19 protein-coding genes and 1 tRNA gene are annotated in these 19,266 nt (G+C 73.6%); 4 read left to right on the top strand and 16 right to left on the bottom strand.

Annotated features, from left to right (window positions below; genetic code table 11):
- Positions 1-91: 91 nt before the first annotated feature.
- From ACZ7KF_RS17485 to ACZ7KF_RS17475, 3 genes are all read right to left on the bottom strand, one after another.
- Positions 92-697, bottom strand: a complete 606-nt coding sequence (locus tag ACZ7KF_RS17485; RefSeq protein WP_471074994.1) for a lytic polysaccharide monooxygenase auxiliary activity family 9 protein — start codon at positions 695-697, stop codon at positions 92-94.
- A gap of 111 nt (positions 698-808) precedes the next feature.
- Positions 809-1,945: an SPFH domain-containing protein gene (locus ACZ7KF_RS17480; protein WP_471074991.1), complete on the bottom strand. Its 1,137-nt coding sequence runs from the start codon at positions 1,943-1,945 to the stop codon at positions 809-811.
- 67 nt (positions 1,946-2,012) lie between these two features.
- Positions 2,013-3,299 carry a peptidoglycan-binding protein gene (locus tag ACZ7KF_RS17475; protein ID WP_471074988.1) on the bottom strand — a complete coding sequence of 429 codons (1,287 nt, stop codon included), beginning with the start codon at positions 3,297-3,299 and terminating at the stop codon, positions 2,013-2,015.
- A 186-nt stretch (positions 3,300-3,485) separates the two neighbouring features.
- Here ACZ7KF_RS17475 and ACZ7KF_RS17470 point away from each other — a divergent pair.
- Together ACZ7KF_RS17470 and ACZ7KF_RS17465 are read left to right on the top strand one after the other, a co-directional pair.
- Positions 3,486-3,559 (top strand) — tRNA-Lys (locus tag ACZ7KF_RS17470).
- A gap of 74 nt (positions 3,560-3,633) precedes the next feature.
- On the top strand, positions 3,634-4,356 hold the full coding sequence (locus ACZ7KF_RS17465) for a FadR/GntR family transcriptional regulator (protein ID WP_471074985.1): 723 nt from the start codon (positions 3,634-3,636) through the stop codon (positions 4,354-4,356).
- On the opposite strand, the gene ACZ7KF_RS17460 is transcribed toward ACZ7KF_RS17465, so the two are convergent.
- The 13 genes from ACZ7KF_RS17460 to ACZ7KF_RS17400 all read right to left on the bottom strand — a co-directional run bounded on the left by ACZ7KF_RS17460 (position 4,337) and on the right by ACZ7KF_RS17400 (position 17,605).
- Positions 4,337-5,008 carry a class F sortase gene (locus ACZ7KF_RS17460; RefSeq protein ID WP_471074982.1) on the bottom strand — a complete coding sequence of 224 codons (672 nt, stop codon included), beginning with the start codon at positions 5,006-5,008 and terminating at the stop codon, positions 4,337-4,339. The two genes, ACZ7KF_RS17465 and ACZ7KF_RS17460, sit on opposite strands and share 20 nt — an antisense overlap.
- 6 nt (positions 5,009-5,014) lie before the next feature.
- On the bottom strand, positions 5,015-5,593 hold the full coding sequence (locus ACZ7KF_RS17455; protein WP_471074979.1) for a hypothetical protein: 579 nt from the start codon (positions 5,591-5,593) through the stop codon (positions 5,015-5,017).
- A 114-nt stretch (positions 5,594-5,707) separates the two neighbouring features.
- The gene (locus ACZ7KF_RS17450) at positions 5,708-6,487 is read right to left on the bottom strand and encodes an HAD-IIA family hydrolase (protein WP_471074976.1); all 780 of its coding nucleotides are present in this window, start codon (positions 6,485-6,487) and stop codon (positions 5,708-5,710) included.
- 77 nt (positions 6,488-6,564) lie between these two features.
- On the bottom strand, positions 6,565-8,097 hold the full coding sequence (locus tag ACZ7KF_RS17445; protein WP_471074973.1) for an alkaline phosphatase family protein: 1,533 nt from the start codon (positions 8,095-8,097) through the stop codon (positions 6,565-6,567).
- Between the two features lie 39 nt (positions 8,098-8,136).
- Positions 8,137-9,192: a 2-aminoethylphosphonate ABC transporter substrate-binding protein gene (locus ACZ7KF_RS17440; RefSeq protein WP_471074970.1), complete on the bottom strand. Its 1,056-nt coding sequence runs from the start codon at positions 9,190-9,192 to the stop codon at positions 8,137-8,139.
- A gap of 76 nt (positions 9,193-9,268) precedes the next feature.
- Positions 9,269-10,066 (bottom strand): ABC transporter permease, encoded by a 798-nt coding sequence (locus tag ACZ7KF_RS17435; RefSeq protein ID WP_471074967.1) that lies wholly within the window; start codon positions 10,064-10,066, stop codon positions 9,269-9,271.
- Positions 10,053-10,919, bottom strand: coding sequence for a 2-aminoethylphosphonate ABC transporter permease subunit (locus tag ACZ7KF_RS17430; protein ID WP_471074964.1), 867 nt, complete (start codon positions 10,917-10,919; stop codon positions 10,053-10,055). The genes ACZ7KF_RS17435 and ACZ7KF_RS17430 overlap by 14 nt, the downstream gene beginning before the upstream one ends.
- Complete coding sequence (locus ACZ7KF_RS17425; protein ID WP_471074961.1) at positions 10,912-11,958, bottom strand: ABC transporter ATP-binding protein; 1,047 nt, start codon at positions 11,956-11,958, stop codon at positions 10,912-10,914. The genes ACZ7KF_RS17430 and ACZ7KF_RS17425 overlap by 8 nt, the downstream gene beginning before the upstream one ends.
- 1 nt (position 11,959) lies before the next feature.
- Positions 11,960-12,664, bottom strand: coding sequence for a phosphonatase-like hydrolase (locus ACZ7KF_RS17420; RefSeq protein ID WP_471074958.1), 705 nt, complete (start codon positions 12,662-12,664; stop codon positions 11,960-11,962).
- A 7-nt stretch (positions 12,665-12,671) separates the two neighbouring features.
- On the bottom strand, positions 12,672-13,796 hold the full coding sequence (locus ACZ7KF_RS17415; protein WP_471074955.1) for a TIGR03364 family FAD-dependent oxidoreductase: 1,125 nt from the start codon (positions 13,794-13,796) through the stop codon (positions 12,672-12,674).
- A 227-nt stretch (positions 13,797-14,023) separates the two neighbouring features.
- A complete protein-coding gene (locus tag ACZ7KF_RS17410) occupies positions 14,024-14,779 on the bottom strand; it encodes a GntR family transcriptional regulator (RefSeq protein WP_471074953.1) in 756 nt (251 codons plus the stop codon).
- A 48-nt stretch (positions 14,780-14,827) separates the two neighbouring features.
- Positions 14,828-15,871 (bottom strand): hypothetical protein, encoded by a 1,044-nt coding sequence (locus ACZ7KF_RS17405; protein ID WP_471074951.1) that lies wholly within the window; start codon positions 15,869-15,871, stop codon positions 14,828-14,830.
- Between the two features lie 330 nt (positions 15,872-16,201).
- Positions 16,202-17,605: an ROK family transcriptional regulator gene (locus tag ACZ7KF_RS17400; protein ID WP_471074949.1), complete on the bottom strand. Its 1,404-nt coding sequence runs from the start codon at positions 17,603-17,605 to the stop codon at positions 16,202-16,204.
- 48 nt (positions 17,606-17,653) lie between these two features.
- On the opposite strand from ACZ7KF_RS17400, the gene ACZ7KF_RS17395 reads away from it, so the two are divergent.
- Positions 17,654-18,727: a Gfo/Idh/MocA family protein gene (locus tag ACZ7KF_RS17395; RefSeq protein WP_471074947.1), complete on the top strand. Its 1,074-nt coding sequence runs from the start codon at positions 17,654-17,656 to the stop codon at positions 18,725-18,727.
- Positions 18,727-19,230: a heme-degrading domain-containing protein gene (locus ACZ7KF_RS17390; protein ID WP_471074945.1), complete on the top strand. Its 504-nt coding sequence runs from the start codon at positions 18,727-18,729 to the stop codon at positions 19,228-19,230. Before ACZ7KF_RS17395 ends, ACZ7KF_RS17390 begins: the two co-directional genes overlap by 1 nt.
- Positions 19,231-19,266: the final 36 nt, after the last annotated feature.

Below are 19,266 nucleotides of genomic sequence, written 5' to 3'. Positions count from 1 at the left end.
TTCGGTCGGCCGGCGTGGCGCGAACCTATCCGACCGGCCGGGCGGCCGACCTCAGAGAATGCTCAGTTTCCGGGCTGTGCCGGAACGCGGATCAGAAGGTGACGTCCGAGCAGGCGTAGAACGCGTTGCTCGTGTCGGCGATCGTCCACACCGCGACGATGACGTGGTGCCCGCTCAGGCCGGACGGCAGTGTGCCGCTGTGGCTGAGCGTGGCCGGCGGGCGCTGGCCGTTGTAGGGCACCGTCAGGAACGGGGTGAGGTTGAGGTCCGAGCGGGCGAGGTTGTGGTTCTGGTTCCAGCCCGCCTTGGTGACGTAGTACTTGAAGTCGGTCGTGGCGTGCATCGCGGTGAACTGCCAGCGGAAGGTGTACGACTGGCCGCCCGTCACCTTGGTGGTGGGCCAGGCCGCGCCCGACGGCGTCTTCGGCGCGCTGAGCTGGGCGAACTGACCCAGGCCGGCGTTGCAGATCTGGCCGTCGGCGGGGCCGCCGGCCGGGAAGCCCTTCGGGCCCTCGACGCTCTGCGGCTCCCACTGGATCTGGCCGCAGTTCGCCACGGTGCCGTTCTGGCAGAGCTTCTGCCTGCTGATGGGGAGGTCGGTGTAGCCGTGGCCGCTGGCGCCGCCGGTGGAGAGCGCGAAGGCTCCGGCGGTCACCGCGCCCAGCACCACCGCGGACAACTTGGTCTTGGTGCGCATGCTGCCGCTCCTGGAGAACGTGGGGAGTTCGATGAGCCGTGCAGGTAGGTCTAGACCAAGTCTCAGATTATTGCCGTGAGTTGAACATGTCCATACCAATCGCGAACCGGACTAGACCGGTTCGCCGCGTCCCGAGCAGAACGCCACCGTGAGGTCGCGGACCAGCACCTTGCGCTCGTAGTCGTCCAGTTCGACCAGGCCGCGCATGGTCAGCCGGGTCACGGTGTCCTCCACCGAGTCCACCACCGAGGTGAGCATGCTGGCCCGCTGCCGGGCGTCCAGCGCGGCGATCCGGCGCCGGTGCACGGCGGCGGCCACCTCGGGGGCGTAGTCCACCCGGACCGGCTGCACCGAGAACACCTCCACGCCGACCGGCGCGGTCTCCGTCGCGACCAGCCGGGTCAGCGCGTCCCCGGCCGCCGTCGTCCCGCCCCGCGTCCCGCCCGTCGGCTCCACCGGCACCCGGGCCAGCGCCGCCTCCACGCACTCCCGCACGTACGTCTCGTGGTCCTCGACGCCGAGCAGGGCCCGCGCGGTGTCCCGCACCCGCCACACCACCAGCACGACCACCCGCAGCGCCATCCCGTCGGGATCCGCCGCCGGCATCGCCTCGCTGCGCCAGTGCCGCAGCCGCACATCCGCCCGGCGGCGCAGCACCAGCGGATTCACCCACAGCAGCCCGGTGCGCCGGACCGTCCCCCGGTACCGCCCGAACAGGCCGAGCACCCAGGCCCGGCCGGTCCGCCCCCGGGTCAGCCCGCCGAAACCGCACGCGCCGAGCAGCCCGGCCCCGGCGTACGCGGCCCACTGCGCCGGACCGAGCCCGGCGCCCGTGTGCACCGGCAGGCGCAGCGTCTCCGCGGCGAGCGAGGGGAGCAGCCCCGCCCACCAGGTGGTGGCCAGACAGCCGGTGAGCCCGCAGGCCCCGGCGAGCAGCCCGGCCGCCCCCGGCAGCACCCGCGCCGGACGTTCCACCAGCTCGGCGTCGACCTCCGGCAGGGGCCGTCTGCGCACCGGCACCGGGCGGCGCTGCCGGGGCTGCTCTCCGGTGCCCTGCCGGCGGCCCACCACGGCCGGTCTGAGCGGCACCTTCACCGGATCGGGATCGTCCCGGAAGAGCAGATGGACCGGGATCTCGGTGGTCGCCTCGTTGTGGATCAGACGGGCCGGCCGGGTGCCGTGGACCGCGGCACCGCCGTCCGACTGCCCCTCGGACTCGGGTGGCGTGTGGGATGTGGTCGTACTCATGCGTGCTCCAGCCTCCGCGCCAGATGCGTCATGAACAGGGGGAGTGTGCGAGAGGGTGCCGGGCGGGCTAGGCGAACAGGCGGCGCCAGGTCTCCGGCCCCGGGTAGCCGTCCGCCGCGCCGCCCCGCCAGCCCTGGGTGCGCTGGAAGGCCTCGACGGCCCGCCGGTCCGCCTCGCCCCAGTGCGGGCCCGGGCCGAGGGCGTAGAACCGGCCGAACCCCTTCTCCGCCAGCCGGACACCGAGCCGGGTGACGTAGTCGTTGGTCGCGCCCGGCCGGAAGTACTGCCGCCCCGGGTAGCCGGGCACCCCGTGCGAGGCGGGGCCGGCGGGTCCGGGTGGGACGGCCTTGCCCTGGCCCGAGGCCAGCAGCGCCCAGGTGCGCGGGCCGGGCAGCCCGTCGGCCTCGGCGCCCGTCCACCCCTGGGCCTGCTGGAACGCCTGGGTGGCGCGCCGGTCCGACTCGTCCCAGACCTGGTCCGGGCCCTTCGGGTAGTACGCGCCCGCCCCTCTGGCGATCAGCATCTCGCCGAGCATGGTCACGTACTTGTTCTCGGCGCCGGGCCCGAAGTAGGCCGCGCCCGGGTAGGGCACCGCCGCCCTCACGCCGGTCGCCCCCTTCGTGCCGGCCGCGCTCTTGGTCACGCCCTTGTAGCGGTAGGGGACGTATTTGCCGGTGTTGCTCCAGTAGGGATAGGGGGTGGTCTGGCTGCGGGCGTGCGGCGGTGTCTGCTCGTAGACCGTGTAGTAGGTGTGCGTGTAGTCCGTCCAGCCGCCGAAGATCACCACATGGGAGCCCTTCTCGGGGTTGTCGGGGTTGTGGTAGAGCAGGATGTCGCCGGGCTGGAGCTCCTCCTTGGCGATCTTCGTGCCGAACTGGTCGAGGCTGCCCGTCCACTCGTTGCTCGGCAGGCCCCAGGCCATGGAGACATAGCCCGAGCAGTCCTGCCGGTAACCGTCGGACCAGAAGGCGCTCATGCTGTAGGGGACCTTGGCGGCCACCCAGACCTTGGCCCGTTTGATGATGTCGGTCCGGGTGGTGGCGGGGATCGGGGCGGTGGTGGTCCCCCCGGACTGGCCGGCCGAGCCGTGCAGCGGGGCCTTCTTGCCCTGCGGGGTCTCGGGTTCGCCGTCACCGGGCAGGGCCTGGCGGTGCGGGGAGTGACCGGGGGCGAGGGCGGCGGCCGGCGGGGCCGCGCCGAGAGCGGCGGAGGCGGCGGCCACGACCACGACCGAGCGGGCCGCCGGGTGGCCGCGGCCGGGCGACCGGCCGGGGGCCTGCCGACGGCCGTCGGCGCAACCAGGGCAGTCGCAGTCGCTCGCGGGATCGATTTCGTCGAACACCGGAGCGGTCATGCGATCTGCCTCACATTCGGGGGTGTTTTGTCCGCGAGTGTGCACGTTGATCAGTTTCCCAACCGTCCACGGAACGCGCATTTTGACGGTCCGAATGATGTACGCGGCCCCTCCGGGCGGCCCCCCGCCCCCTCGGGGTGGTCGGGAGCACCCCGGGAGGTCGGGTAGAGTTTTCTCTGTCAGCAGGCGCCGCTAGCTCAGTTGGTTAGAGCAGCTGACTCTTAATCAGCGGGTCCGGGGTTCGAGTCCCTGGCGGCGCACCGACCGGAAAGCCCCTCGCGAAAGCGGGGGGCTTTTCGTATGCCTCATCCGAATGGCCGGTTACCCTCTGGCCATGGCAGCCCGGGACCTTCAGGAGCGGATCAAGAAGCTGATCGTGGACCAGCGGCTGCCCTCGGGTGCCCCGCTGCCCACCGAACCCGAGCTGATGCGGCTCCTCGGGGCCAGCCGGAACTCGGTCCGCGAGGCCCTCAAGGCGCTCCAGGCGATGGGGATCGTGGAGATCCGGCACGGCTTCGGGACGTACGTCGGCTCGATGTCGTTCGCGCCGATGATCGAGGGCCTGGCCTTCCGGACCGTGGCCGGCCACTACCGCGGCGAGGACTCCCTGCTCCAGCTGCTGGAGCTGCGCGAGGCCGTCGAGACCGGGCTGGTGTCACGGCTCGCCGGGCGGCTGCCGGAGGCGGACCTCAGGGCGCTGGAAGCGCTCGTGGACCGCATGGAGCGGGAGGCCGCCGAGGGGACCGGGCTCGCCGAGACCGACCGGGCCTTCCACGCCACTCTCTACCGGGGACTGGACAACGTCCTGCTCGGCGAGGTGCTGGAGGCGTTCTGGGACGCCTTCCACCGGGTGGGGCAGGACCTGGTGGACGTGCCGCAGGATCCGCGGGTCACCTGCCGCCAGCACCGGGAGATCCTGGACGCGGTCCGCTCCGGTGACTCGCTGCGGGCGGAGCGGGCCATAAGGGACCACTTCGGCAACGTCCGCACCCGCCTGTCCCCCGCGGCCGTGGCCCCCGGGGGAACCGCCCGCCCGCTCAGCCGGCCGTCCCCGTGAGGTACGCGGAGACCACCACGTTCGCCGTGTAGCTGTGGCTGACGCGGTCGAAGGTGCCGCCGCAGGTGATCAGACGGAGTTCGGCGCGGCCCCGTTCGCGCTGGCCGTACGCCTGCCCGGCGTCGAAGCCGGCGCGGGGCAGCACGCGGACGTCGTCGACGGTGAACTCGGCGACCCTGCCGTCCGCGCGGAACACCCGGACCCGCTGGCCCGGCTTGAGGGTGCTGAGCCGGTAGAAGACGGCGGGCCGGGTCTCGGTGTCGACATGGCCCACCAGCAGGGCCGCACCGGCGGCGCCCGGTCCCGGACCGGCGCCGTACCAGCCGACCACGCCCGCCTGGGAGTAGGGCGGCGGGTCGATGGCGCCCTGGGCGTCCAGACCGCGGGCCACCACCGGAGCCTGGACGCCCAGGGCGGGGATGTCGACACGCTGGGGCACGGCGTCGCCCAGCGGCCGCGCCGCGCGGGGCAGCAGGGCGGGGTCGACGGAGCCGTCGGTGGCGAGGACGCCGCTCGCGGCGGGACCCTCCGCGCTCCCCCCGGTGCCGGTCACCCCGCGCCCCCACAGCCACAGCCCGAACAGCAGCAGCGCCCAGGCCAGGACGGTGACGAGCCGCCCGGCGGCGGTGCCGCCCCCGTGGTCGTCGGACATGGGCGCTCAGCGGGTGCCGCGGCTCCGGCGGGCGCGCAGCCCGACGGCGGCCGCGGCGACCCCGGCGAGCGCCAGCCCGGTCACCGTCTGACCGGTGTCGGGTCCGGAGGCGCTGGTGGCCACCGTGGCGAAGTGCGCGGTGCCGCCGCCGCCCGCGGGCACCGGAGCGATGGGCGAGGCGTGCTCGGGGTCCGGCCGTGCGGGCTCGGCGGCCTGGGCGGCACCCGGCCCTCCGACGGTGAACCGTCCGGTGATCACGGTGTCGCCGCAGGTGACCTTGACGGCGTAGGCACCGGGCTCCAGCGCGGAGCGGACCCGGGTCTCGCCGTTCGCGACTCCCGTGGCGCGGTCCAGGAGGCCCTGGCCCGCGGTCAGCCGGGCGTCGGCGACGAAGGCGGCCGAGGCGGCGGTGCCCTGCCCGCCGCCGCAGCCGCTGACCCGGAGGGTGACCTCGTCGCCCGGCGCCGGGGAGGCGGGGGTCACGGTGACCGAGCCGCCGCCCGCCGCGTGGGCCGCGGGCGCGAAGGCGGCGCCTGCGGCGACCACGAGAAATCCTGCACAGACAGTGAGGCGTAGTGAGCCCATCGTGAACCTCCAGTTATGAGGAGGTTCCCCCGGCCGGGGCGTCTCCGCATCCTCGGAGGGCGCCCCGCTGCGCCGAACGGGTGAGGCCGGGTTTCGGTCCGGCGGGAACCGGGCTCAGACCAGGTCGACCAGGTCCGCGATGGAGTCGACGACCTGGGAGGGGCGGAAGGGGTAGCGGTCGACGTCCGGGGGCTGGGTGACGCCGGTCAGCACCAGGAAGGTGCGCATGCCGGCCTCCAGGCCCGCGAGCACGTCGGTGTCCATGCGGTCGCCGATCATCGCGGACGTCTCGGAGTGGGCGCCGATCGCGTTCAGTCCGGCCCGCATCATGAGCGGGTTGGGCTTGCCGACGAAGTACGGCTTCTTGCCGGTGGCGGCGGTGATCAGCGCGGCCACCGAGCCCGTGGCGGGCAGGTCGCCCTCGGTGGAGGGGCCGACGTTGTCGGGGTTGGTGGCGATGAACCGGGCGCCGTCGTTGATGAGCCGCACGGCCTTGGTCAGGGCCTCGAAGGAGTAGGTGCGGGTCTCGCCGAGGATCACGAAGTCGGGTTCGTGGTCGGTGAGGATGTAGCCGATGTCGTGCAGCGCGGTGGTCAGGCCGGCCTCGCCGATGACGTAGGCGCTGCCGCCGGGCCGCTGGTCGTTCAGGAACTGGGCGGTGGCCAGGGCCGAGGTCCAGATGTTCTCCACCGGCACGTCCAGGCCCATGCGCCGCAGCCGGGCGTGCAGATCACGGGCGGTGTAGATGGAGTTGTTGGTGAGCACCAGGAAGGGCCGGCCGGACTCCCGCAGCTTCTTCAGGAAGGCGTCGGCGCCGGGGATCGGCACCCCTTCGTGGATCAGGACGCCGTCCATGTCGGTGAGCCACGACTCGATGGGCTTGCGGTCTGCCATGTTGTGCGTCTCCTGGCGTACGTGCGTTCGGGAAGCGGGGGCGCCGGAACCACGGCGTACCGACGCCCCCAGCCTAGTCAGGACCTGCCGATCCTGACCCCGTCGATCACCCAGTACCAGTTGTTGCCGCCGGTGTACCGGAACCGGACCTGGGCACCGGTCGCGCCCGCGGGCACCTGGAGGGTGATGCTCTCGGTGCGCGAGGGCACGTCGGCGGTGTACGTCCGCACGACCGCCGGGGCGCCCCCGTCGTAGGAGACGAGGACCTCGCCCTTCTGCGGGGCCTCGTGCCGGTAGCAGGTGGTGTACGTCAGGACGGCCGTGCCGCCGCCGGTGACCGGGTGGACGGGGCTGACCAGGGTGGAGTCGAAGGTGCCGGTGACCGCCTTGTCGTTCCACTCGTCGCCGTCGGCGACCGCGAAGACGTTCCGGGCGCGGACGTTGCCCTCGCGGTTCTGGTCGCGCTGGGCCTGGGTCCAGAACTCGTCGGTGGTGAAGGTCCAGCCGCGCCACTCGGTGACCCCGCCGGTGCCCATCGCGGAGTTGTCGACGGACCAGCCTGCGGGCGGGGTGTGGGTGAAGCCGAGGACGCCCGCCGGGATGCCGGTCTCGTCGACGCGGGACTGCAAGCGGCCGCGCAGGGCGTCGAAGTCGTCGGGGGCGGGCTGCTGGACCGGGCGGCCGTCCAGGTCCCAGGCCGGGTCGAGCGGGATGCCGAGGTGGGCGAGCGCGGAGGCGGCGACGTCGGGCATCTTCACGTCGTACCGCACCGAACCGGCCGCCAGGGTCGGGCCGGTGGCGATGAGGAAGGTCTGCCGCTCCTGGAGGGTGGAGCCGCCGTGCCCGCCGGCGTCGGTGTGGCCGTGGTCGGCGGTGACCATGATCAGCCAGTCCTCGGTGGCGTGGGCGGGCCGGGCCCTGACCGCGGCGAGGAGCAGGCCGACCTGGGCGTCGGCGCCGTGGATGGCGTCCAGGTACTCGGCGGAGGCGGCGCCGTGGCTGTGACCGGCGTGGTCGATGTTGTCGAGGTGGACGAAGACCGCGTCCGGGTTGCCGTCCCGCAGCGTCGCCACCGCGCGGGAGGTGGTGCCGGTGTCGTACTCGGCGCTCGGGGTGGAGACGCGGGTGTCGACCTCCGAGGAGAAGACGGTGTCGGTGATCGGCGCCCACGAGGCGACGGCGTAGGTGGTCAGGGCGGGCTTCACCGTCTCGACGCGGGTGAGGAAGTCCGGGTACCGCGTGAACCGGGAGCCGGTGAAGGCGTTGTCCTTGACGTTGTGTTTGTCGGGCCAGACGCCGGTGATGATCGTCGACCAGCCGGGGCCGGACAGGGTCGGGGCGAGCGGGTTGGCGTAGATGCTGCTGGGCGCGGTGAGACCGGCGGCCATCAGGGCGTCCAGGTTCGGCGCGTCGGCGTCCTTGATGCGGCTGAGCAGGGCGCCGTCCAGGCCGATGACCAGCACCTTGGGGGTGCGGTCGGCCGCGCGGGCGACGGCGCCGAGGGGTCCGGCGGACGCGGCCACCGCGGCGGCGGAGACGAGGAGGGAACGACGGGAGAGGCTGGGCACGGAGACCTCCGGGAGACGGGGGGTGGACGTGCGTGCGGGCATGGCGACGCCCCCGGTGGTTCCAGGGGCGTCGCGGAGGGGTCAGCTGCCGGTGGCGGACTTCCAGTCCTCGACGTACGTGCCGAGGTGGTCGTCGATGTCGTTCCAGTCGGGCTGGAAGAAGTCCACGCCGTCCATGACCTTGGTGAGGGCGACGGCGTCGGCGTCGGTGGCCTTCACGTCCCGGCGGGCGGAGAAGCCGCCGCCGATCTCGCTGACCTCCTGCTGCTGCTTGCGCGCGAGCATGAAGTCGAGCAGCTTCCTGCCGTTCTCACTGTGCGGGGCCTTGGTGACCAGGCCGGCCGCGTAGGGCAGGGCGAAGGTGGTGGGCTTGCCGTCCTTGCCGGCCGGGAACCAGATGCCGAGGTCGGGCATGGTCTTGGTCTGGGCGTAGTTCATCTGCACATCGCCGTTGGCGACGAGGAGTTCGCCCTTGTCGACCTTGGCGGCGAGCTTGCCGGTGGAGGCGGACGGGCCCACGTTGTTGGCCTGGAGCTTCTTCAGGTAGGCGAGGGCCTGCTCCTTGCCGCCGAAGTCGTGGACGGCCTTGATGAGCACGGCGGTGCCGTCGCCGGCCACGCCCGGGGTGGAGTACTGGAGTTTGTTCCTGTACTTGGCGTCGAGCAGTTCGTCCCAGGTCCTGGGGGCCTGCTTCAGCTCCTTCTTGTTGTAGACGAAGCCGAAGTAGTTGTTGACGACGGAGGTCCAGGTGCCGTCGGGGGCCTTGTCGGCTCCGCTGACCTGATCGGAGTCCTTCGGCTCGTACTTCTGCAGCAGGCCCTTGCCGCCGGCCTGCTGGATGAACGGCGGGAGGGTGACCAGCACATCGGCCTGCGGGTTGTTCTTCTCGCGGACGGCGCGCTGCACCATCTCGCCGGAGCCGCCCTCGACGTACTTGACCTCGATGCCGGTCTGCTTCCGGAAGTCGGCGAAGACCTGGTCGTACCAGCCGTCGCCGTTCTCGCCCTTCAGGCCGTCGGCGCTGTAGACGGTGACGACCTTGGCGTCGGAGGCGGCGGAGGAGCCGCCACAGGCGGACAGCGCGGGGGTGGCGAGCAGGGCGAGGGCTACGGCGAGTGCGACGCGGTTTCTGGGCATGGCGAGAGGAACTCCTTGCGGGGCCGGGGCGTTGGCGGAGGTGTCTGCGGTGCGGTGGGGGGCGTCGGCGGAGGTGTCAGCGGTACGACGCCCGGGTGCGGATCCGGGAGACGGCGAACAGGACGAGCAGGGTGGCCGCCATCAGCACCACGGCGACGGCGGAGCCGGTGAACAGGGCGCCGCGGTCGGTGGCCGCGTAGATCAGGACGGGCAGCGGGGTCCAGTCGGGCGGGTAGAGCATCATCGTGGCGCTCAGCTCGCCCATGGAGAGGGCGAAGCAGAGGCCGGCGGCGGCGGTGAGCGAGGGCAGCAGCAGCGGCAGCCGCACCCGGAGGAGGACATAAGCGGGCCGGGCGCCGAGGGAGGCGGCGGCCTGCTCGTAGGCCGGGTCGAGGCGGGTGAGGGCCGCCGACACCGACTGGTGGGCGAAGGCGGTGACCAGGACGGTGTGCGCGCTGATCACGATCCACCGGGTGCCGTTGAGCAGCAGCGGCGGCTGGGAGAACGCCACCAGCACCGACAGTCCGACCACCACCGACGGCACGGCGACGGGCAGGACGAACACGGCGTCGAGCAGTCGGCGGTACCGCTTCCTCAGGGCCGCCCCGGCCAGTGCGGCCCAGGTGCCGGCGGTCAGCGCGAGCAGGCTGGCGGCGACGGCCGTGACGAGGCTGGTGGTGAGTGCCTGGAGGGCCTCGTCCCGGGTGGCGGCACGGTAGTTGGCGATGGTCGGGCCCGAGGGCAGGGCGCCGGACCAGTGGGTGGCGAAGGAGGCGCCGAGGACGACGAGGAGGGGCAGCGCGAACAGCGGCAGGAACAGGACGAGGAACACCGCCCACAGGGCCCACCTGGCCTTGCGGCTATGCACCAGCACGACGGCTCACCACCCGGTACAGGCCGTACAGGCCCACGGAGATCAGGACGTTGACGACGGCGACCGCGCAGGCGCCCGGGTAGTCGGACTCCAGGATGGCCTTGCCGTAGACGAGCATCGGCAGGGTGGTGACCCCCTTCGCGCCGGTGAACAGCACGATCCCGAACTCGTTGAGGCACAGCACCAGGACGAGGCTGCCGCCGGCCGCGAGCGCGGGCAGCGCCTCCGGCAGGATCACCTGCCGGACGATCCGCGGTGCCCGCGCCCCCAGGGAACCGGCCACCTCCAGCTGGGCGGTGTCGAGCTGCGCGAAGGCGGCGAGCAGCGGGCGCATCACGAACGGCGTGAAGTAGGTGACCTCCGCCAGCAGCACACCCCACGGCGTGGTGAGGAACCGGAAGGAACCGACGACGCCGGTGGTGCCGTAGAGGAACAGCAGCGCCAGGGTGATGAGGAAGGACGGGAAGGACAGGTACACGTCGATGAATCGCGCCACCGTCCTGGCGCCCGGGAACGGCACGAAGGCGATGACCAGCGCCAGCAGGAACCCGAGGACCAGACAGCCCGCGGTGGCGGCCGGCGCCAGCCAGACGGTGGTCCACAGCGCGTGCCGGAAGCCCTCGGAGGCGAACACGTCGGAGTACGGCTGGAGCGAGACGCCGCCGGTGTCCGGGTGGAGGGACTGCCGGACGACGAGGGCGAGCGGGTAGAGGAAGAAGAGGGCGAGGAGGGCGAAGGGGGGAAGGGCCCAGAGCAGCGCCCCGGGGGAGCGCGGGGCCGGGGCCTGCTTCCGGCTGCCGCGTGGGCGGGTTCCGCCGCGCACGGCCCGCGGTTTCGCGACGGCCTCAGCCATGGCTCACCCCCGCGGGCAGCAGCACCGCGTCCTCGGGCGCGAAGTGCAGGGTCACCGGCTCGCCGTGGACCGGCGGCTCCTTCAGTTCACGCACGTCCGCCATGACTCGGTGCCCGTCGATCTCGACGTACAGCCGGTGCGTCGCGCCCCGCCACTGGATCTCGGCGACCGTGCCGGTGATCCGGTTCGGCCCCTCGCCCAGTCCGACCAGGTGCGGCCGGACGCACAGTGTGGCCCGTGCTCCCGCGACCGCCGCCGCCGTGTCGACCTTCAGCCGGGTGCCGGAGAAGTCGACGCCCCCGGATCCGACGGTCACCGGCAGCAGGTTGGCGCCGCCCACGAACGACGCCGTGAACGCGTTGTCCGGGGACCGGTACAGCTCCCTGGGCGTGCCGCAGCCCTGGAGGCGGGCCTTGTCCATCACCGCGATCCGGTCGGCCAGAGTGAGCGCCTCGACCTGGTCGTGGGTGACGTACAGCATCGAGACGTCCGGCAACTCGCGGTGCAGCCGGGCCAGCTCGGCGAGCATGTCGGAGCGCAGCCGGGCGTCCAGCGCGGACAGCGGCTCGTCCAGGAGCAGGACGCGGGGCCGGATGGCGAGCGCGCGGGCGATGGCGACGCGCTGCTGCTGGCCGCCGGACAGCTCGCGCGGGTGCCGGCGGGCGTAGCCGGCCATGCCGGTCAGCTCCAGCGCCTCGGCGACCCGCTGCCGGATCTCGCTCCTGGGCGTCTTGCGGGCCTTGAGTCCGAAGGCCACGTTCTCGTCGACACGCAGGTGCGGGAAGAGGGCGTAGCTCTGGACGACCATGCCGATCCCCCGCCGGTACGGCGGCAGGTCCGTCACGTCCTCGCCGCCGAGGAGCACCCGCCCGGACGCGGGCCGGACGAACCCGGCGACCGCCCGCAGCGCGGTGGTCTTGCCGGATCCGGACGGTCCGAGGAGCGCCATGACCTCGCCGGGCTCGACGGTCAGGTCGAGGGCGTCGAGGACGACGTTGCCGTCGTAGGCGACCGTGACGGAGTCGAAGCGGATGCCCATGTCACCGGTCTCCGTCGAGCAGGGCGGGCAGCGCGGCGACCGAGTCCAGCACATGGGTGGCGCCGGCGGCGGTGAACTCCGCGTCGCCGTGGGCGCCGGTGCGCACCCCGGCGACCAGTCCCGCTCCGGCGCGTACGCCGCTGAGCACGTCGTACGACGTGTCGCCGGCCACCGCGATCTGCCGGACGTCCTCGGCCGCCTTGGTGCGGACGAACGCCTCCAGCACCATGTCCGGGTACGGCCGCCCGCGTCCGCCGGCGTCGGCCGGGCACAGGGTGAGCGGGACGAGGTTCCGCCAGCCGAGGGCGTCGAGGACGGCGTCCTGGGTGACGCGGGCGAATCCGGTGGTCAGGACGACGGTACGGCCGCTGCCGGCCAGCTCCTCGATGGCCTCGCGGGCGCCGGGGACGGGGGCGATCAGGCCGTCGTCGACCAGTTCGCCGTACGCCTTCTCGAAGGCGGTGTTGGCGCGCCGGGCGCGGTCCTCGTCGCCGAACAGGTGCCGGAAGACGGAGATCTTGGACTCGCCCATGGTGGCGCGGACGTAGGCCAGGTGCTCGGCGTGCTCGGCGGAGCCGGTCTCGACGCCCAGTTCGGCGGCGGCCGCGGCGAAGGCACGCTCGACCAGGCCGCCGTCGGCGACGGTCGTGCCGGCCATGTCGAGGACGACGAGACGGATGCCCGTGGTGTCGGTTGTGGGTGTCATGGGGTGCTCACCAGCCCAGTTCGTTCGCGGTGGTCTCGGCTATCGCGGGGGCGCAGGTCATGCCGCGCCCGCCGGGCCCGGTGACCAGCCACACCCCGTCGTGCACCCGCTGGCGGTGCACCACCCGGCCGGGCTCGGTGCACTGCGCGTACACGCCCGCCCAGCGGTGCCGGACGCGGGGCAGCGGCCGGCCGAGGAAGGACTCCACGACACCGGCCAGGTGCTCGTACGGCTCCTCGACGGTGTCGAAGGCGAAGGGGTGCTCGTACGCGTGGGTGTCGCCGATGGTCAGGCCGCCGTCGGCCCGCTGGACCATGAGCAGCTGCATCCGGTGCGCGGCGGCGGTCTCCGGCTGCGGCTGCCGGGCGTTCAGCTCGTCCAGCGCCGGGGAGGCGTAGGCGGGGTAGTAGCGGAAGCTGTCGGCGTCGGCGACCGAGGTGGTCAGCGGCTCGCCGAGCGGGTCGGTCTGCATCATCTGCAGCCGGACGCGGCGCACGGGGAGGCCGGGACCCGCCAGTTCGCGGACGAGTCCGCCGAGCCAGGCGCCGGTGCACAGGACGACGGCGTCGGCGTGGTGCACCTCGCCGTGGTCGTCGCGGACGGTGCCGGCGCCGGTCACCTCGCGCACCTCCCGGCCCGGCAGGAAGGTGTAGTGCGGCGATTTCCGCAGCTCGGCCCGCAGGGCGAGCTGCGCGGTGCGCGGCTCCACGGCCGCGTCCCGCTCGCAGTACAGGGCGGCGGTGAACTCACCGCGCAGGGCGGGGTTGACGGCACGGGCCTCGCCCGGGGTGAGCAGCTTGTAGCCGCGGGCGGCGGCGTCCGGGCGGGCGAGGGCGGCCTCGGCGACGGCGAGTTCGAGCGGCCCGCGGACGGGGGTGAGGGAGCCGATGGCCCGGAAGCCGAGCGCCGGGACCCGGGCGCCGATCCCCTCCCAGAGTTCCCGCGCCCGCAGGGCGGCTTCCAGCTCTTCTCCTCCGGCGCGCCCGCTGACCCAGATCTGCCCGAAGTTGCGCAGCGAGGCGCCGCGCGCCTCGGCCTCGCGCTCGATCTGGACGACCTGGTGGCCTCGCTGCACGGCTTGCCAGGCGTGCATGGTGCCCACCACGCCGGCTCCGACGACTGTCACTTTCACGACGGCAACGCTCCTCGCGGATCGGGAACCGGAAACATCCGGCTGACAACGAGAGCGTGAACGACCCATCACGTTTGGGCTAGACCCGTTATCTTTTCGTGATACTCCTGGGTCTGGACGGAGGCCCCGCCCCGAGGCCGGCGCACCCGGGGGCCGACCTGCCGGCCCTCCTCGACGTTCCGGAGATCCTCAGCCCGCGGGATGCGTGGTGGACATGCCGCGGAACCTCAGCCCGCGAGATGCGTGGTGAAGGAGAACCGGTCCCCCCGGTACAGCGACCGCACCCGCTCCAGCGGACGGCCCTCCGTGTCCCGGGACACCCGGTGGATCAGCAGCATCGGCAGGGCGGGGGGCGTGCCGATGAGCAGGGCCTCGCGGGGCGTGGCCAGCACGGTCTCGATGCGCTCGTCGGCGTCACCGAAGGCGATGCCCTGGTCCTCCAGGTAGGCGTAGAAGGAGGAGTCCGGGTCGAAGTCGCCGCCCAGCCGCGGCACCCGTTCGACGGCGACGTACGTGCTCTCCAGACCGACCCGCTCGTCGTCGGCGAGCAGCACGCGCTCCAGATGCCAGACGGGTTCGCCCCGGGTGAGCCCGGTCTCGGCGGCCAGCGCCTCCGGGCACGGGAAGCGGTCGAGGGTGACGAGGGCACGGCCGGGCGTCCGACCCTGCCGGCGCACCCCCTCGGTGTAGCTGGCCAGCGACAGCGGCTGGGCCAGCTTGGGCCCGGCGACGACCGTGCCGCGGCCCCGGCGGCGCAGCCGCCCCTCCAGCACCAGCTCCCGCACGGCCTGGCGCACGGTCTCGCGGGCGACGTCGTACCGCTCGGCGAGGTCCCGCTCGGTGGGGATGACGCTGTCCTCCCCCAGCTCCTCCAGCAGCGCGGCGATGCGCGCCTTCACCGCGTAGTACTTGGGGATGCGCCCGTGCTCGGGAATGCCGGCGCGGACGGGGGCGCCGGGAGCCTGGTCGTTCGGGTAGTCCACGGAGGGATCGTCGCAGACGGAGGGCCCGGCGAGGGATCGGGCCCGGCTTCAGCGGCGGCCACGGGCCAGCAGGAACGCGCCCGCGCCCGCGCCGAACAGGGCCGCGACGGCCGCGAGCAGCCCGTGGACGAGCTCCGGCCCGGTACGCGCCAGCTCCCGCGCCCGCGCCTCGGCCTCCTGGGCCTCACGGGCGAGGTACAGGGAGGAGCCGACGGAATCAGGGGAGTCGGGGGAATCGGGGCCGGTGGCGGTGGGGACGAGGGTGTCCGTGGGGGTGGCGGCGGGGGTGGAGGTCGGGGGGGTCGTGGGGGTGGCGGTCGCGTTGCCGGAGGGGGCGGCGGGGGTGCGCCGGGGGTCCTGAGCGTCCTGGGCGTCCTGGGCGTCCTGGGCGTCGGGGGTGCGCTGGGCTTCCTGAGCGTCCTGGGTGTCCTCGGCTTCCTGGGCTTCCTGCGCGTCCTGGGTGTCCTCGGTGTCCTGGGTGTCCGGGGTGTGCTGGGTGTCGTTCTCGCCTTCCTCGCCGATCTCGAAGCGGTAGGCGTTGGACTCTCCGACCCAGTCCCCGTCCTGGCCCCGCCGCTGCACGACGGCGGCGTTGGCCGTGACCTGGCCGGGTGCGGCGTCGGACGGGAGCGCGAGCCGGACCCGGACGCTGACGGTCCGGCCGGCGGGGACGGTGAACCCGCCGAAGCCGGTGCCGTCCAGCACGCCGACCAGCTCGTGCTTGTCGGTGCTCTCGAAGGTCACCGGCCGGTTCCGCGAGCCGTCGTGGAAGTCCAGGTGGGGCTGGTCCGGCCGCAGGACGCGCTGGTCGTCGACGAGGACCACGACCGGGTGGATGCCGGTGCAGATGCGCTGGGTGGTGTTGGTGAGGTCGATGTACCACGTGCCGTATCCGCCACCGGCCTCGTAGGCCCGGGGGCCGCCCCGGATACGGGCGGCCAGCGGGAAGGTGTGCGCGTCGGCACCGACACAGGAGGGAGTCGCGTCGGCGTGAGCGACGTGGGGGGAGAGGGGGACGACGGCGACAGCGGCAGTGGCGGAGACGGCTGCGGCTGCGGCGAGACGGGGGGACAAGGAGGGACACAGTCGCATGAACACATGATCGTGCCGGGCGGGCGCCGGGCCGAGCGGCACGACACGGAAGACGGCCCGAAGTCCGCCCGGCCGGCCCAGCGCGCGATCGCCGGGACCTCCGCCGCAGGAGCCCCCGAAGGGACGCGGAGAACCACCACCCACCCCAACGCGCGGCAGCCAGACCCTCAACCGCATGAGCCCCCGAAGGGACGCGGAAAACCACCACCCAGCCCAACGCGCGGCAGCCAGACCCTCAGCCGCATGAGCGCCCGAAGGGGCGCGGGGAACTGCGCGACCGGCCACGACGCAGTCGCAGTGCTCGGACGGCCCGCACCCTCAGACGCCCCGTCAGACGTCGCCCCGCCCGAACAGCGGCGCCAACAGCAATTGCGCGGCCCCCTCGGCCACCACCCGCTCCCCCCGCGGAGCGACCCGTACCGGCACCGTCCCCCCGCTCGTACCCTCCCGTCGGGCCCGCGCCCCCAGCACCTCGCCGACCCCTCGTACGTACGCCTCAGGCGCCCCGGCGACCGTCCGTCCCCCGAGCAGCACCACATCGATGTCCAGCAGTCCCACCAGGTTCCCGGCCGCCACCCCCAGCACCCGTGCCGCCTCGGCCACCTCGCCGCGCGCCACGGCGCCGAGGCACAGCACCTCCACGCACCCCCGGTTCCCGCACTCGCACAGCGGGCCGTCCAGCTGGATCACCTGGTGCCCGAACTCCCCCGCCCCGGTCCGCGCCCCCCGGTGCACGCTCCCGTCGATCACCAGACCGGCGCCGAGTCCGGTACCGAGGTGCAGATAGGCGAAGGACCCGCCCGCCCCGTCCTCCACGCCCCCGACGGCCAGCCCGAGCGCCGCCGCGTTGGTGTCCTTGTCCACCACGACGGGCACCCCCAGCCGCTCCGCGAGCGCGTCCCGCAGCGGAAAGCCGTCCCACTCGGGAAACCCGGTGACCCGGTGCAGCACCCCGTGCGCGTGATCCAGCGGCCCGGGCAGCGCGACCCCCACCCCCACCAGCGACCGAACCCCGAGCAGCGACGCACCGCCGAAGCCCCCACCACCGGCCGCCGAACCCCCAGCCGCACCGCGGGCGTCCCCACCACCAGCCGCCCCACCCGGCGAACCGCGACCCGACAGACCACCACCCGGCAGCCCGCCGGCCGCCGAACCGCCGGTCACCGGCCCGTCTTCCTCGGCCAGCCCCTCCCCCAGACCCTCCCCCAGCCGCTCACCCAGCCGCTCACCCGGCCCCTCGACCAGCCCTGCGACCACGTGGCGCGCCGCCGCGCACACCGCTCCCAGTACGGCCTCCGCCCCCGCCCCCAGGTCCAGTTCCGCGCGCCGCTCCTCCACCACGGTTCCGTCCAGGTCCACGAGCACCACGCGCAGTTCGTCGCGGTCCAGGTGCACCCCGACCGCGTGCCCCGCCTCCGGCACCAGCCGCAGCACGGTCCGCGGCTTGCCGCCGGTGGACGCCCGGCGTCCGGCCTCCGCGGCGAACCCCTCCGCCCGCAGCCGTGCGGTGATCTTGCTGACGGCCTGGGGGGTCAGTCCGGTGCGCTCGGCCAGCTCCAGGCGGCTTATCCCCTCGGTGCCGGCGTCCCGCAGCAGCCCCAGCACCAGCGCGGCGTTGTGGCTGCGCACCAGGCCCAGGTTGGCCCCCGTGGGCCCGCCGCCCCGCGTCGCCGCCCTCGGTGCCGTCCCCGCCGTCGCCTTCACCGTCTCCCTCGTCCTGTCCACGTCCCCCATTCTCCCCGCCGCTTGCACTTTCGCAACAGCGTTGCCAAAGTGGAGGGCATGACTGGTACCCCCCTCCGCGTCGGCCTGATCGGCTACGGCCTCGCCGGCTCCGTCTTCCACGCCCCGCTGATCGCCGCGACCGAGGGCCTCGCCCTGGACACCGTGGTCACCTCCGCCCCGGAGCGGCAACGGCAGGCCCGCGCCGAGTTCCCCGACGTGCGGCTCGCCGCCACCCCCGAGGAGCTGTTCGACCGCGCGGCCGAACTGGACCTGCTCGTCATCGCCTCCCCGAACAAGACGCACGTCCCGCTCGCCACGGCCGCCCTCGAGGCCGGCCTGCCGGTGGTCGTGGACAAGCCGGTCGCCGGCACCGCCGCCGAGGCCCGCGGCCTCGCCGCTCTCGCCGACGAGCGCGGGCTGCTCCTGTCGGTCTTCCAGAACCGCCGCTGGGACAACGACTTCCTGACGCTCCGGCGCCTCCTCGCCGACGGCGAACTCGGGGACGCCTGGCGCTTCGAGTCCCGCTTCGAGCGCTGGCGCCCCCAGCCCAAGGGCGGCTGGCGCGAGTCGGGCGACCCCGCAGAGATCGGAGGTCTGCTCTACGACCTCGGCAGCCACGTCGTCGACCAGGCCCTGGTCCTCTTCGGCCCGGCCACCGAGGTCTACGCCGAGGCGGAGGTGCGCCGCGCCGGTGCCGAGACCGACGACGACACCTTCATCGCGCTCACCCACGCGAGCGGCGTCCGCTCCCACCTCTACGTCTCCGCGACGGCCGCCCAGCTCGGCCCCCGCTTCCGGGTCCTCGGCTCCCGCGCCGGCTACGTCAAGTACGGCCTGGACCCGCAGGAGGCGGCCCTCCGTGAGGGCAGCCGCCCCGGCACCACTCCCGACTGGGGCGCGGAGGACGAGTCCCTGTGGGGCCGTCTCGGATCCGGCGAGTCCCCGCTGACCGGCGGCGGCACCCCCGTGCCGACCCTCCCCGGTGACTACCCCGCCTACTACGCGGCGGTGGCCGACGCCCTGCGCGGTGCCGGTCCCAACCCGGTGACCGCCCTGGAGGCGGCTGCCGCGCTCGACGTGCTGGAAGCGGCCCGCCGGTCCGCCCGGGACAAGGTGACGGTGACGCTCTGATGTCCCAGACCACTCCCCGGACCACTGCCGAACTGACCCCGTCCGTCGAGGAACTGGAGGCGCAGCAACGCCGCCTGGTCTTCCGGCGGTTCACCCACGACGACGCCTGGGCCCTCGGCTCCCGCCTGGTGGAGCTGGCCCGGGAGCGCCAGGCGCCGGTCGCCGTCGACATCCACCGGGCCGGCCAGCAGCTCTTCCACGCGGCCCTGCCGGGCTCCACCCCGGACAACGACGCCTGGATCGCCCGCAAGCGCCGGGTGGTGGAGCGCTACGGCGCCGCCTCCTACCTGGTCGGCGCCCGCTTCCGCGCCAAGGGCACGACGTTCGAGGAGTCCTCCCGCCTCGACCCGGACACCTACGCGGCGCACGGCGGCTCCTTCCCGATCACCGTCGAGGGCGTCGGCGTGATCGGCTCGGTGACCGTCTCCGGCCTGCCCCAGCTCCAGGACCACCGGTTCGTGGTGGAGGTGCTGGAGGAGTTCCTCGGCCGTTCGGCCGACTGAGGGAACGGCGGGGGCCGGCCCGGGACGCCCTCCGGC

The organism is Streptomyces sp. NPDC038200, from assembly GCF_055600785.1.
Note: the sequence above shows the minus strand (reverse complement) of the source record. Positions and strands in the feature narration are given on the sequence as shown.